Annotated in this window: 8 protein-coding genes and 2 pseudogenes; 7 read left to right on the forward strand and 3 right to left on the reverse strand. The window is 56.8% G+C overall.

The window, feature by feature from the left end; genetic code table 11:
• The first annotated feature begins 124 nt into the window (after positions 1-124).
• The 3 genes and pseudogenes from QWL29_RS26855 to QWL29_RS23015 form a co-directional block, all read left to right on the forward strand.
• Positions 125-1,210: a tyrosine-type recombinase/integrase gene (locus tag QWL29_RS26855; protein ID WP_305825181.1), complete on the forward strand. Its 1,086-nt coding sequence runs from the start codon at positions 125-127 to the stop codon at positions 1,208-1,210.
• A complete protein-coding gene (locus QWL29_RS23010; protein ID WP_305825182.1) occupies positions 1,197-2,081 on the forward strand; it encodes a hypothetical protein in 885 nt (294 codons plus the stop codon). The genes QWL29_RS26855 and QWL29_RS23010 overlap by 14 nt, the downstream gene beginning before the upstream one ends.
• Positions 2,082-2,165: 84 nt before the next feature.
• Positions 2,166-2,333: pseudogene (locus tag QWL29_RS23015) on the forward strand (IS6 family transposase); the annotation flags it as partial.
• 453 nt (positions 2,334-2,786) lie between these two features.
• Here QWL29_RS23015 and QWL29_RS23020 read toward each other — a convergent pair.
• Entirely contained in the window at positions 2,787-4,154 is a 1,368-nt protein-coding gene (locus tag QWL29_RS23020; RefSeq protein WP_305825183.1) for a replication initiation protein, read from the reverse strand.
• Between the two features lie 2,310 nt (positions 4,155-6,464).
• Here QWL29_RS23020 and QWL29_RS23025 point away from each other — a divergent pair.
• Together QWL29_RS23025 and QWL29_RS23030 are read left to right on the forward strand one after the other, a co-directional pair.
• Entirely contained in the window at positions 6,465-7,619 is a 1,155-nt protein-coding gene (locus tag QWL29_RS23025; RefSeq protein WP_305825184.1) for a ParA family protein, read from the forward strand.
• Between the two features lie 33 nt (positions 7,620-7,652).
• Positions 7,653-8,702: a ParB/RepB/Spo0J family partition protein gene (locus tag QWL29_RS23030; RefSeq protein ID WP_305825185.1), complete on the forward strand. Its 1,050-nt coding sequence runs from the start codon at positions 7,653-7,655 to the stop codon at positions 8,700-8,702.
• A 3,275-nt stretch (positions 8,703-11,977) separates the two neighbouring features.
• Here the strand turns inward: QWL29_RS23030 and QWL29_RS23035 are convergent.
• Positions 11,978-12,670 (reverse strand): IS6 family transposase, encoded by a 693-nt coding sequence (locus QWL29_RS23035; protein ID WP_305825187.1) that lies wholly within the window; start codon positions 12,668-12,670, stop codon positions 11,978-11,980.
• Positions 12,671-12,751: 81 nt separating this feature from the next.
• Here QWL29_RS23035 and QWL29_RS23040 point away from each other — a divergent pair, with 81 nt between their 5' ends.
• Both QWL29_RS23040 and QWL29_RS23045 read left to right on the forward strand, forming a co-directional pair.
• Positions 12,752-13,300, forward strand: a complete 549-nt coding sequence (locus QWL29_RS23040; RefSeq protein WP_305825188.1) for a hypothetical protein — start codon at positions 12,752-12,754, stop codon at positions 13,298-13,300.
• An 84-nt stretch (positions 13,301-13,384) separates the two neighbouring features.
• Entirely contained in the window at positions 13,385-13,699 is a 315-nt protein-coding gene (locus QWL29_RS23045) for a hypothetical protein (protein WP_305825189.1), read from the forward strand.
• A 288-nt stretch (positions 13,700-13,987) separates the two neighbouring features.
• Here the strand turns inward: QWL29_RS23045 and QWL29_RS23050 are convergent.
• Positions 13,988-15,135 (reverse strand): annotated as a pseudogene (locus tag QWL29_RS23050) (IS5 family transposase).
• Positions 15,136-15,377 lie beyond the last annotated feature (242 nt).

The following is a 15,377-nucleotide window of genomic DNA, read 5'->3' on the forward strand; positions in this document are numbered from 1 at the left end:
CCAGAGAATCCCCCTGGCCCTCGATCGAAGTCCGTAGCGTTCGCATCCCTATGGGTCTAAGTCAACTTGCCCGTTCGTTAGTTTCATATATGGTATGCTTGGGAGATTCCACCCCAAAGAAATCGTGCTCGATGGCGCCTTCGGCGCCGGCCAGCACGCCACTGCTTCCAGCTCGAACACCGAGGTGCTCATGCCAGACCCAACAGAGTGGGACGACGCCCCGATCGCCTCCTTCAATATCTTCATAAAAACCGACGACTTCATCCAGACGAGCCGCCGGCTTGGCAAGGTCGCGACCGAACCGGTCTCCGACAAGTCAGCTGCCGTCTACCGGTTCATGTTCCGCAAGTTCGCGACCTGGCTCGCTGGCCAGAATCGATCGTTTTCCCAAGTCGAAGAGCAAGACCTGGTGCGCTTTATCAGCCAACTCCGCGGGAGCGGTGAGCAAAACAGCGGCATCACCGAACGATACCTACGCCTGCTGGAGCGCTGCTACAACTACCTGCAGGTGGCGCCGAACCCGGCGACGTCAGCCACCAAGCTGGCGACCGACAACATGTACCTGGCACAGAACGCCGGCACCGAAGCACTGACCACCGAGCAGATCGAAGCGTTCGTTGCCGCCCTGCCCTCTCTCGATCCGCCTGGTGCGAATCGGCCCGGCCGCGCGCCGAAAGCGTGGAAGCGGCGCCGGGACCACGCCGTACAGGCGACGATGCTGTTCGGCGGCCTGAAGGTGGCCGAAGCGATCGGCCTTCACGTCGACGAAGTGGAGGACTCATTTAGCGAACTCCCGATTCGATTAAAGATCAGTCCAGAGGACAAGCACGACACCAGCTACGAGCACGAAACTATTGTGCACGGCTATGGCGCCGACGCGCTGCGCCGTTGGCTCATCGAACGGCTGGCCGTCGACGCCAAGGGCGAGCGCGTATTGAAAGGCGATCTTGTCTTCCCGGGCAACGATCAAGGAAAGCCAATGTCGAAGGTGACCCTCTGGCGTCAGGTCAAAGAGACGTTCGCCCGCGCCGGCATTGACGTCAACCGGAGCGGCGGACGCACCTTGCGCAACACGTTCGCCGCGCAAGAATTGAAGCATGGCCGCACGAAAAGCGACCTCAAGGGTTATTTGGGCCTGGTGCTGGAAAGGTCGGCCGAAATCTACGAAACCGCGCAACCGAGGAAAAAGAAGTCCGATGAAGCTGTCTGAAATTACCAGCATCCTGGCCGAGGCCTCGCTACCGGCGCTCTCGCGCGATCAGCTGCTCGAGCTAGCCGGATCAGGCGGAGGCAAACGGTTTGAAGCCGCGCTTATCGCCTTCGCCGCCGGCGAGCGCCAGGCGCGGGACGAGCTCGAGGCGACGGTGCGCGTGCTCGATGCGAAAACCCGGGCTGCGCTGCAGCGCATCGGTGGCCAGCTGCCAGTCGACCAGCTCGTGGCCCTCGCATGCCGAGAGCAACGCCGGTTCTTCAATGCCATCGATGCGATCGAGAGCCGATCCGCCCGCGCCGCTGCCGCCCGGTCCTACCTGGTCGAGCTTGGCGCGGCCGCGCTGCCGGTGGCCGCTGCGCCGACGCCGGTACCCGCGGCGGATCCTCCATACTATAGCTTTAAGATTTTTGGCTCAGCCGCAGCGCTTTGCATTGCCGAGGCGACGACCCAGGCCGAGCGCAAGCATACTATCAACGTCGAGGGTGCGGTGGCGCTGGCCGGCGGCGGCGCCCGCAAGGCGTTCGACTGGCCGAACAAGATCGTGGTGCAGTTGACCGTTCAAGAAGCGTACCAGGTGCTGGCGCTGCTGGAGAACAAGATCCGGTCCCTGCGCTTTGACGGCCACGGCCGCGCGCACGACAAATCCTTGCAAATCGAGTTCCAGGACTCGCACTACTTCTTCCGCCTCATCCAGCGTGGCCGGGCCGCTGTTGCTGTGCAAGTTCTCGCGGTCGACTCGCTCCAGATCGTATCGCTCCTATACAAACAGCTGCTGCGCAATGATCCCCACTTGCGGATCGAGGACATTCGGGCGATGGTCGACCGCATGGTAGGGATGGCGGCACCATACTCGGTCAAACCTGCATAATGCCCTTCTAATGCACGGTTCAGGGAGACCGCCGGGCTCTGCAGTAAACCTATCACTGGACTAGAATCACTGACTTTGCCTAGCATGCGTAACCGTCCAGGTCAGAGCGACCTATTCAAAGGTCGACACTTCGAGCAAGAAATCATCGTTCTGTGTGTGCGCTGGTACCTGCGCTATAAGCTGTCGCACCGCGACCTGGCCAAGATGATGGCCGAGCGAGGCCTGCAAATCGCTCACGCGACAATCCTTCGCTGAGTTCAGCGACATGCACCAGAGTTCGATAAGCGCTGGAGCCGTTTCTCGAAACCGGTCTGACATAAAGGTAGTTGATGGTGCTTTAGGTCCGTCGAGATGGGCAGCTCTAGTTGCTGTACGTCTTCCGCTCTATTGAACGCAACACTGCCTGAAATCGGATAGCCGGCGACCGCATGCATCTTGGCCATAAGCGGTGTAGCGGCATAGGTCGCGGCGCGTGCTGGCGCTGCCGCTGGAGCGCCAGCCTTACTCGATCGCATCGTTCACACTGTCGTGAGTCCGGCGCACCTCGTCAAAGCCGTATCGACCCACAGGTGGCGTCAGTAAGGCGTTTTTACCCGGTTCGGTCCGTTCCTAAAGTACCCGTGACACACGGCGGCGCGTGACGCCAGAGTGGATAACGACGTACGGCATGTCTGGCCCGCTCTGGTTGTCAGGGCCGATCGCCCGTCAAATCAACACCTGGTTCTTGTCGGCAAAGTGCGATAACTTCTCGACCGTGGGCTCACCCCAGAGTGCATCTGCGTACCACAGGCTAAGCGCGGTGCGCGTGACGCCATGCTCGAGGGCTTTGTCCAGCGCTGGTATCTTACCGGTCGCTTGCGCCTTGAACTGTTCATAGGTAGCGGCGCGCTGGTCCGCATCCATTTCCCTGAAGACATCAAGGGCAAGCTTGGCCCGTGCAGCCAGAAAACGCTCGAGCAAGGTAGGGCCGTCAACCGCCGCGCCATTCTTCAACTTCGGCTCGGTCTTTTTTTCCGGCAGCTTGGCATCGCTCTTCAACGCCCAGCGCAAATACGCGACTTTCGAGTTGACGGGTGCACCATTGGCCGAGTTGAGGCGCGCCGCGACGACTGCTAGCGCCTGGGTGATTTTCTCGTCTGGATACTCGCCGATGACATTGCTGGCCTCCTGCTGGGTCATGCCCAAGGCCATCAACTTCTCGAGCAAGCTCAGGTCAATGGTGAAGGGTGCACGAGTTTCGTTCTGCGTGTCTGGCTTGAACTCGACACGAAACTGCAGTTGCTGGACGCGGCGCCCCAACTTATGCTCGATCAGCTCCACTTCAATATCCGTTATGCGGTTTACCTCGGCGATCGCATTTTTGAGGACATCCCGCTTGAAATATTTATACTCGGGAAGGTCTTCAGGCTTTTCCGGCATCGGGTTCCCGGTCAGTAACCCATACCAGTGCTCGACGCTGTACGTCGACGTCAGCTTCGATGGGTTGGTCGCGTAGCGACGACACAACTCGTACAGTGCCAGCGCCGTCCCGGACTTGAGTAGCCCCTGGTAGTGAATGCTCAGCCGGGTATAGGTTTCCGGCTGCATGACGCTTTCGTGTACTTCCGGCGGAAAGGCAAAACCAACCCACACTTGGCCGCTTCGGCTGTGCAGTCCCTTTGGATTCACAAACGTAACAGACGCAATTAAACGCTCACTCGTCCACTGGCGATCCGTTTCCAGCAAGAGCTTGATATCTTGCATTTCTGCGATCTGCTCGCGCAGAAACTGCATGTCCCGGCTGTCGTAGCTCGCATTGCGAGCGAGTACAGAGAGCGGTACCCAAAAATATTTTTGGGCAGCTGGCGTATCAATGGGCGCGTCTTGCCCAAGCTTACGAATCCGCTGGGCATGGTACATGAGGACGTTGAAGACCTTACGGTTCAGAAGCGTCAGACGGCCAGAAACGACACGCAATCCAATTGCCTCGTTCGACTTGCGGATCTCTAAGTCAGTCCGTGGTGCTACGGGCTTGGCAGAGGTGTCAATGAGGTCGCCGCCAATGGCGACCGTTTCCTTGTTGTTGTCTGCCATCTGAGTTTCCCTCTGTCCTATCCGCGCCGCATGCCGCACTTGCCAGGGTGAATTATTGCATGACCTGTCAGAGGTGAGTCAAGCAGATTCACCTTTGTGGGGTGAAGTGTCGCTTTCACCGATGACCCTATCCCTGGAGACTCTCACCTTTAGCGGTACCGGACGATTACAGTCTCTGCTAAGCCTCACCTTTTGCGGACGGACAGCTAGGTTCACCGGACTGCGTGAGTGGGAGGTGAACAGTTTTTCGTGCTGCATTTTATATGCTCGACATAAGCAAGAAAGCGACGGGTCCTTTTGCCCCGTAAGTTCCTGCATTGTCCCTGTATCGTCTCACCTTCGTGAACGACGTCGCACTATAGTCCCCGTAGACCCTCACCTGCCTGCACGTCGATTCGCCGCACGAGAACGCAACGGGGTCCCCGCGCACACTCACCTTGCACTTTGGCGGCACTGCGTGTCCCTGGAAAAGCTCACCTTATCGAACCACATCGGCATCGACTTTGTACTTCCCCCGCTAGGCCCCGTCGGGAGGAGTCCGCCATCCGATGTTAGGCCAACCAGGTACACGTAGGATCTCACCTTAGGGACGACAAGTCCCCGCCCAAGCTCACCATTAACGTCGGGTAGTCCCTGGTCGTCCTCACCTTTCAACCTTTGCGTACCTGAATCCGCTCACCTTGCGTCCCCGGATGACCTCACCTGGCGGCCGTCCGATCCCTGCGCGATCTCACCCACGTCCCTGTACTAGCTCACCGAAGTGACCGGGGAGTCTCACCTTAATCTGCTACAACCCGCATGGATGCTGGGTTTCAGACAACGTAAACAGATCAAAAAGGATTAACTTTGTTTTTCAAATAGAACCTCTCAATACGCGTGGTACCCAGCGGAGTTAGCGTCATGAAACCTGGCTTCAGCAACACACCCCACCAGATCGACCAACTCGCTGCCCCCTGCTACGAAATGTGGGCCGTCGGACGCTTACGCGGATGAGTCGATTGATGACGGCTGCTTGTATGCTCACGGACGATGCGAGTCTTGCTGTGTAATTGGCACCTTTTACGAACTGTGCAGCAACTTTTGCGTTCAACCTGCCCTGATTCCTCGACCTGCAAGCGCTTTGGGTAGATGTTTGTGCAAGAGAGCCCACAAGCACACCAAAACACGCTATAGGACGCTGTCGTTGCTGCTCTGTCGCCGATTCCAACTCACAAACAGTGAGTACCCATCCCTGCACTCAATGGTCGAGGTCTTCGCGTGCATACCCATCTTCGACATACGCGCCGTCATGCGGGTTGCAAGACGGACAGACGTCACAACTACAACAAACGAATTCTCCGCTGACCACTTTCGCCTAGACGGCCGGCAGTGACCTAGCTGGCCGTAACAGGTCCCTGTGGAAGCTCACCAGAAGACTGCTGCTCCCTGCACAGGCTCACCCATGCCGTCAAGCGTCCCCGCGGAAGCTCACTTATGACGTTTTCGGTACCTGAATCCGCTCACCTTGTATCCCTGCCGCATCTCACCCAACAATCGTTACATCCCCGGACAGTCTCACCCAAGTCCCCGTACAAGCTCACCGACGTCACTGTGCAGTCTCACCTCAAATCGTGGAAAGCCGCATGGATGCTGAGTTTCCGGCGACGTAAACAGGTAAACAGGGGTTAACTTTGTTTTTTCAAATAAAACCTCTCAATACGCGACCAAACCAGGTCGATTTAAGGTTACTGTCACGACCACGACCACGACGACGTACGTACTAGCTCGCAGGTATGGTTCGAGAAACCAGACGACCAGCGACGTACCCGTTTTACGACTGCAGGCAAAAACGTAGCTTGCCGAGCTACCTGCTTCCTGGCATCCGCCATCGGCACAAATTCCAGGCGTCGCTATCCCCGTAGAGGCTCACCTTTGACGGGGAACGCTGAGTAAGGCGCACCTTAACAAGCTCTCCTCAGTATCCTCAACCGTTGACGGAACAGTCCCTGTCCGATCTCACCTTGCACTCGTTTGCACGATGACTAGCGCTGAGGAGCAAATCCAAATCTTCCGATCCCAGCACCAACCAAACTCCCCGTAGAAACTCACATTTTCCGTACAGAGCAAGCCAGGACCAATCCGCAGGTGTTCAACGATGGAAAACATCCTTGCGCAGATAGTTGCTCCCCGTGCGGTCTCACCTTTAAGCTGCCACAAAGCCCTAAATCCCCTTACGTATGGCTGCAAGGACAACCCTTCAGCTTAGAGGTGCTTGGTTGATGCAAGGACTTTCCCTGAAATGTAGATCTTTTCCTTGCATAGAAGGATTGATTGCGAGAAAATTACGGCATCGAAACTGGGGAGGCGAACTTGGGACGTAAAACATTCAAGGTACAAGGCGTGGCGAAGCTGCTTGGCATCAGCGTGGATTCGGTGCGCCGCGACGCTGACGAGGCCGGCCTGCAGATTGAGCGCCAAGGCGGAAGCGGACCGAAAACACGTATTTTCACAGTAGAAAACGTGTTCGATCTGGCAACGTATCGGGCTCGAAAATACAACTTGGCCCCAAAGCTCAAACGTATCTTGACGGTATATGCGCCTAAGGGTGGCGTTGGCAAGACGACAATCAGCTCAAACATTGCCTGTATTCTTGCTTTGATGGGATTGCGCGTGTTGGTCGTCGACCTCGACTTCCAGGCGAACCTCACGATCTCGTTCGGTTACGATCCAGAACTGACGCCCGAGGAAGCGTCGGCTGCTGGACTCGCGCAGTCGACTTGCGTCGAGTACCACCTCGGCCATTTATTGCCACAGTGGCAGCAGAACGGCATGGTGCGGCCACTCGCGGACGTCATCAAGAAGCCATATGGCGAAAATGGACCGCACCTGATTCCGTCGGAGGTCACACTTGATCGACTCGAGGCGTTGTTTACGGTCGACGCCATCATGGGCAAAAAGCCGGAGCTTGCGATTGCACGCTGGCTAGACGAAGGCCTCTCTGGCCGCAATCCGAGCCTTGATCTGTCCCAGTACGATATCGTGATGTTCGACGCACCCCCGGCGAAAAACCAGACAACACGCGGGGCATTGCTGGCCAGTGACTTTGCTGTAGCACCCGTATCGATGGAGCGCTACAGCACAAAGTCGGTGTCTTATCTCGCCGATGTGATCGGCGAGATGAAAAACACCTACAGCAAGTTCCCGCAACTGTCTGTGCTTGGTAACTTCTTCGATGCGAAACGGGTGCGGGTGGCCGCACAGGTCATTGCACTTACCAGTAAATATCCGGAAGCCTGGATGGACAACCAAATCAGCTCGAGCGAGGAATTCAAGAAGGTGCTCGACGAAGACGATGGCTTGCCACTGGCATTATCGAGGCCTACCAGCGCCCCTGCCGACGAACTGCGCGCGGCGACCCGCGAGCTAGTGGAGAGGATGGGGATGCTGAGCTTTGGTCCTCAGAAAGAAGGCTTTCGCGTTGCTTAAGCGACGCTGGTCATTGATAGAAACGGAGAATCTGTGACGAAACACCAGCAAACGGAAGCGGATTTCAACGCTTCCTTGGCCGAGCGCCTACGCACGCGCGGCACAGCGCCGATGCACATGAATGATCTGCCGAGCGGTCCATCAAAGTCCCTCACGGACCTGTTGAGTGACAACCAGCAGCAGGACCGTCAGCCGTTGCGGGACACGTTGCCGATGGCGGCCAGCTCAGAGGAAGTGACGTGGCCAACACGCCGCATTCCGTTGCATCTGATCATCGACTCGCCATATCAGCCGCGGAAAAAATATGACGAGACCGAGTTGCAACTGCTGGGTGAGACCTTGAAGGGACGCGGACAGGACGAGCCGATTACTGTCCGCACGCTCGCCACCGGCAAGTTCGAACTGATCGCAGGTCACCGTCGCGTGAGGGCTGCACGACTGGTTGGATGGTCCGAGCTCGAGGCGCGCGTGACGACCTTGTCCGATCGCGACGCCTGTCTCGCGACACTGGTCCACAACGAAAGCAACGTAAAGCTGTCGGACTACGAACGCGGCTTGGCATATAGGACAACCCTTAAGGAAGGTTACGCTTCCACGCAGGCTGAGGTGGCAACCATATTCGGTTGTACGCAAGCCCGCGTGTCGCAATGCTTGAGTTTGTTTGACCTACCTGCGCCCCTGTTAGAGCTTATGGCGAAATATCCGGAGCTTGTCACGTATCGTAAAGCGCGCGTGATCAAGGACGTACTGGTCAAACATCCCAATGCCGAAGAAACGATTGTTCGTGCGGCCGAGGTCTTGATCGACAAGCCCCAGATGGATCAAGCGGAACTGCGTGCCGTGCTGCTGAAACCTTTCGAAGCGAAACGGGTGCGAACTAAGGCGGCAGCCCCGCGCACGATCAATGATAAGAATGGTGAGTCGGCCTTCCGTGTCCAGGTGAAATCCCGCGATATCGTTATTCAGGTCGAAGATGGGGTGGACGTTGAGCTTGCCCTGCAACGTGCAACGGCCGCACTGCGGGAGTTAGCTGGCACGCTCGAGTTACCTAAGAAGGAAAAGCTGATCAAAACGTCTGGGTAATCCAGCACGCCGCCGGTCCCCAAGCATGCGAAGGCGCGCTGTACGGAACAGTTATAAGCAGCTTATACGGGGCGCCATCGGCGCCCTTTGTCGTTCTCTTAACTAGAACACGACATGGCATCGAGTTCTGTGGTCATGCCTTAGTCGCTGATGCATCAGGTCGACGCGTTGGAATCGGGCTGGCGATCTCTCACCCAACGTCCCGAAATGGTCAGTTGCCTAGGCTTACAATATTCTCCTGTGTGCTCGAGCACGTCGCTGGGAATCCAGTCGCCTCACCTGGGCACGTTGTTCTTGTGTCACTTTGACGCACGTCCCTGCAGGTGCTCCTGCTCGGGCAAGGTTCAGCGTGTGTTCGACTAAGCAAGGTGCGAGTTCTCCTACACGACCCTCTATTGACCTTGAAATTATGGACTCTCCACCGTCAAAGGTGAGAACGCACAGGGAGTGCGTATTAGACATCGGCCTGCGATTTGGCTGAGCAATGCCCTCACAAAGCCTGTAGCGGGCCTCACATCGAGCGTGGCAAGATTCTCATCAGGCGAACTGAAAAAACGGGCGCGTGCAGCAAGTGGTCGAGTCGAAAGGTGAGCTTCTACGTGGAGCGATGGCGAAATCGGCCCAACACCACATAAGCGCACTAACCTACGAACGTCGCATCACTATTGAGGCTGCGCTTACGGAGACGACAGGGCCAAGCCGGTTGCGGCCGGTCACTCGGGAGGAAATGTCCAACACATCATCGGCGCGGCCAAAGCAACCGTCGTCGCCGGCCCTAAGCTGAAAGGTGAGCCCGGTCAGGGACACTGCGATTGTCGCGGCTGACATAGCGATGTTTGGTGTCGTACGATCCATGTTCGTTCGGTCCAAAGCTATCCAACCAAGCAGAAAATACGCCGTCAGCGCCGAACCGCGATACTGAACTAGACAATTAAGTCATGAAAGGTGAGATCAAGCAGGGACAAGACAATGCCAAGGTGAGACTCTGCGGGGATATCGATATGATATTTACCTGCGGCCGATGATCATCAACTGCAAAGGAAACGAAGGCGCTGCCTTGGGCGGTCCCGATGATCATAGGCGGAACCTCAGGTATCGCCCTGGCCTGCAATACGTCACCAGCCCACAGATAGCTCGTCATTTCTGGACTGCTACCGGCACTAACCGTGTTCAGGTCCGATGTAGGCGCACGTGTTCGTGAGGTTGTGGTGGATTCGGTAGCGTGCGCGTCGATTGATACTCAGCAGCAGCTCACACGATCCGTCCGTAGAGCAAAACTGCTGGCGGTCTTCGATCAGTAACGCGTTATCTTAATGAAGCCGTTCTTCTCGCATTGCTTCAGGACGAGACCTGCTGGAAAGGTGAGTGCGTCCGGGGACCGCGCCACTGTAGGGTGACGATCGCGAGCCGCCCATGGTGGGCCAACAGCCTAATCAGACTGGCCAAGCGCAACTGCTTTCCTTGAAGGACCGGGAAGACGCTATCGCTTTGTGCACGGGCCTGCTACTCGTCCCTACTCGGCTTCCATATGGTCACCGTGTCCATATCCTTCGTCGCTTTCGACGCCAACGGTTACGGGGTTTGTCCGGCCGGAGTGAAGGTGATCGGTATGGGGTTTTGCCAGTCTCCCCAGCATCTGCACGTACTTTAGAACGAACGTGCACGGCATTGTATGTTCTAGTGTGTCGCTCGCGAAAAGCCGGGTTTCATTGGCGCCGACGCGTGCGACTGGAGAAAGTTGACGCCAGTATGCGATCCAAAGGGTCAACATGCACTTAGGATAATTTGCCTTATTTTCGCGCAACCAGTTTTTTCTCATTTGCAATGTATTCAAGGCGTTACGGCGGTACAAGCCGCTTAGAAAACGGTTTCGCTTTTGTAAGCGTAGGAGGCAACGCTTGTGGCGGTCGATATGCGGCAGAGGAGCGTAGGCAACAGTTCCTCTACAGACAACTTGGCTTCACATCGAGCGACCTGGACTGGTCAGACGATGGTGTCACGATTAAGAGGTGCTATGTGACGAGGATGGTAAGGCGTCCTATTCGATGTCAGTCGAAAATGAGTGTTGCCGATAGGATGAGTTGCAAGCGAGTTGTTCGGCTGGAGTGCGGTCACTCATTGCGCACGGGCGGGACCGCAGCATCATTGGCAAACGCTCGGTTGCACAGCTTTTCCAAAACTGGTCGTCAAACCTTGCCGGTTCAAATGCCAGGATAGTTGCGCAGACTGGACAATCACATAAGCGCAAATGCGAACTCGTGTCGACGCGCTAACGCATTCTCGATGACGTCCGTAACGTATCGGCTTGCTACCGGATCAAGCGAACGCCTCGCTTCTGCCCAGGCCGCTTCCGGCCCGCTGCAAGCTGGCGGAACAGTTGCCCCAACCGCAACCATTCCTGTCCGACGGCCTCCTCGGTCACTGATTTCGAATACGGTGAAGAGTAAGTGGGCGTGCGCTGATAAGACTACCGAATGGTCGTGCGTGGTGCACTCGCGGTTAGCACGCAAAGTAAACTCGAGCAACAAGAGGAATATAAGCAGCTTATACAGCCCAGTTCGAGCGTACTGCCGGCTCAGAAGCCTGCGCGCCGGCTCGTTTATAAGCTGCTTATATAGGCGCTTTACGCTGGCCCGGGGCCGAAATTTCTTAGTCCTCCGCCGGGCTCAGGCCCTAGCGTGATAGACGCCTCCGAAAACATGGGCGTCCACGGCGGCCGATACCAAAAATGCGCAATTTCCTTGTCCCGGTGGCCTCGCATATAAGCTGCTTATAAGTGGCGTTGTACGCCTCCTTAAACACGTTGACCTCTGCCATGGCACGTGCCCATCAGGGCTATCGCTCCTGACGCGGCACCGAAGGCCGCCATGCACATTGCCGCTTGCAAGAGTTGTGTGACGACCAAATATAAGCTGCTTATGAACTTGGAGCCTAGCGTTCAGGGCGCAGAGCTCGGGTCCACTCAATTGATCATAAGCTGCTTATAAGTCAGCTCGGGGGGAGCGAGGAGACCCCTGTTCTGCTCCGATTTTTTGCGCATGAGAATGTGTTAACGGCGACGCTACATTACCCGCGGTCGGCCGGCATCCGTGTCGAGCATTCAGCCTTAATGGCGCAGTATGTGCTTGGCCAGCGGCGTCAATGGAACACTGACACTATCCAGCGCGCCCTCCAACCCGGCCCGACCCGGCACGTCGATCTGATCCATGCGATTCCCGGTTCTGTCGCATTGTTGAGCGCGAAGCGCATTTTTCCAGGCCAAACATGGCCGCGGCTTATGCTGGACGAACCAGTCCCGCCAGCGCATAGAATTGGTCGGCAGCTGACATAGTGGCAGCGCCATCGATCGCAAACTGGTTCTTGCGGATCATGTGCATGAGCTCAATGCCAGCAAGCACATTGCTGGCTGCGCGAAACGACTTGAAGCCCAACATCGGCCTGGTCACGCGTTTGATCGCGCGGTGGTCCTGTTCGACGATGTTGTTGAGGTATTTGACCTGGCGTACGGTAATTGAGACCGTCATACCGCCATTGATCTCGTCAATCGCAGCCTTGTTGGCGCCGCTTTTGTCCATCGCGATCTTGTCGGGCGTGCCGTTCCCAGGCATGGTCTTCTCGAAGAATCGCTTGGCGGCTGCCATGTCGCGGTGTGCCGTCAGAAGGAAGTCGACGGTTTTGCCTTCCTTGTCGACGGCACGGTAGAGATACTTCCAGATGCCCTTGACCTTGATGTACGTCTCGTCCATTCGCCAGCTGGTGCCGACCTGGCGCTTGTGCTTGTGTGACAGCTTCTCAATCAGCGGCAGGAAACGGACGGCCCAACGATTGATCGTAGAGTGGTCAACCGACACGCCTCGCTCTTCCATGATCTCCTCAATGTGGCGGTAACTCAGCGGGTAGGCCGCGTACCAACGGATGCAGACCAGGATGACATCGATTGGGAAACGCATTCCTTTGAAGCTGAGCATGTCAATCGTTAATTCTGTGGGCGTCACAGTCTACCCGACCTGGCAGCCACGTCATCAACGCGACAAAACCCCGATGACGAAATGCTTGATGGACTACGCGAAATCCTTGTTGAGAATGGCAAGGTCTCTGCTGATCTTATCGACAAGAGCGATCTGCCGTCGGCCAAGTCCTATGCGTTACGCTTTCGAGGCTTGGTGGCCGCATATGAAGCCGCCGGCGTCTCAGGCCCGTCGCTCTCCCGTGCAACGATCACGCGATACAGGCTTCGTTGCGTGAGTAAGGATATGGTGATTGAACTCGAGCGCTGCGCTCGTCGTGCAAACGCTCAGATTGAGAAGGTAACGACGCGTACGTATCGCGTTAACGGGGTCACTGTGCGTCTGCTATGCACAAGGTGTCGCTACGAACGTAGTCACCCTTGCTGGAAAGTGACGGTGCGGCATGCGCCTGCGGTCGACTTCATCTTATGGGTGCGAATGAACCAAGCCAATGAAGAGGTGGCCCAAATTTACTTACTTCCTGTCCAAAAATTTCCTGATCATCAGTACTTATGGCCATCGACACGCACGCTGCCAAGTTACCAGCAGTTTGCGCGCGCTTCGATGGCGCATGTGTTTGGTCTGGGCTAACCAACAACACCTATCAGAAATGATAGCTTCCAGGCTTGCTGCTCAGAGCTACGATTTTGCATCATGCCTACTTGGAGCGAAGCCATGTATGCCATGTTCTATACAACCCTTTCTCATGCCACACGCACATGTCAATCGCTGGCAGAGCAGGCATCGTTAGAACCCTTGTTAGAAGGCTGCGCTTACATCGGGTTCATCGTTCAGCTTGATGACTCCCAGTTTGAGAAGTACCTCAAACTGCATAAGGCAGTTTCAGCCTTTGTACGCGTCATCGAAAAGCGTATAGAAGCCCAAGATTTTACTTACCTCTACGTCCACCCTGCGTCAAGTGAGCTGGATTCTGCTGGAGCACCTCGCGTGGTATTCAATGCCCGAGGTCGCGTAATTTACAACTGGTAATGCTGTGCTACCGTGAGCTGCAAGCAGCGGTGAACTGGACTTATAACGGAGCAGTTGCACGTCTACTTACGACCCAAAGCGGACATTGGCCATAGCAGACTCGACTACTGGAGAGGGCGATTTCAGCGTGATGTTTGATGGGAAATCGGCCGATGCAACCGATGTACTTGAGCGCCTAACAAAACCGTCAGGCCAAGGCGCAGCGACGAAGAAGTACGCCTGTACGGCGAGGCGCTGCACCGCAGCCATGGCGGTTTTGTTAGGCGCTCTTACAGGGTGTAGACGAAATCAACTCTGATAAGTAAGCCTGTTGAGTAGCATCCGTGCCTCGGCCAGCCAAACCCAAGCGGCCGAGACAGCGAGTTTGCGGTCGTGATGCATGACCGTGCGGCGCCAGCGTTCAGTCCACGCATGGGTTCGTTCGACGACCCAGCGCATGGGCAGGACCATGAACCCTGCATTCACAACCGCAGCTGGCTCAGGTGCCGTCTTGGGATCATGCAGCGTCCGATCGTGCTGTTACCCGGATGACGAACGACTTCGACACGAATATGATGCGCCTGCTCGATATCATGAGCGCATCTTCCGCCGTAAGCGCCGTCGGTATAGAGCTTTTCAAGCCGAGGGCTCTTGGCGCACGCTTGTGCAACCACGGCTGCGGCAGCATCCCTGTCCTGCACGCTCGCGGCGGTTACCGTGACTGCGATGAGCAGCCCCATCGTATCAACGACGAGATTGCGCTTTCGCCCCTTGACCTTCTTGCCTGCATCGAATCCGCTTTCGCCACCCTGCGGCGAGCCGCGAGTGGACTGTGCATCGATCACCGCCGCGCTTGGCGTGCTCGCCCGCCCCATACGTGCGCGCCATTGTCCACGCAGCCGGTCCTGCATTTGCTCGAACACGCCTGCACCAACCCAGCGCGAAAATGCCTTGTAGACCGCCTGCCAAGGTGGGAACGTCTCGGGTAACAGGCGCCAGGCGCACCCCGTGCGCAGCACGTAAGAACACGCATTCACGAGATCGCGGCGGCTGTAATGCACAGGCGTCCCTCGTTGGCCCGGCACTCGCTCGAACAAATCAGCGACCAGCTCCCATTCGGCGTCTGTCAGGTTGGTGCTGTACGGCGATATGTCCTCACGTCGGTGAGCTGCCGTGTAGCCATATCGCTTGGCGCCCTCGGCTCTGTCCGCGCGCGCCCGGCGTACTGGCTTGAGCCGTACGATGCCTTGCGCACGCAACGCACGACGAATCGTTGCATCGCACACGCGTAACCTACAGCGGTGGTATAGCTCGTCGGCGATTTCCTGCAAGCTGGCCTGGGCGCGCTCCGCCACGATATCGTGCAAGACTGCGATATGCTCAGGCTTCAACGCTGCCGGCCTGCCGCCAGCGTTGCTTGACGGCTCAGTGCCGTCGAGTGGATCTCTCGTTGCCATGGCATGCTCCTTCCACATCGGGTTAGCATGCCACAACTACGATATTGATTTTGTCTACACCCTCTTACGATGCGTCTTCGCCCAACCTAGCGTTTGTTGCAATTTTGAAATTCTGCTGATACGCTGACTGCCTTTCCTACGACACTGGTCACCTCATGAAAAGTATCCCTCTACGACAGTGCCCAAGCTGCGGCGAACTGCGCGATCTCGGTTACGCGCATGCCGGCCGTCAAGCCCAGCAG

The sequence above is a fragment of the Massilia brevitalea genome, assembly GCF_030711405.1.
Lineage (GTDB): Bacteria > Pseudomonadota > Gammaproteobacteria > Burkholderiales > Burkholderiaceae_D > Telluria > Telluria brevitalea.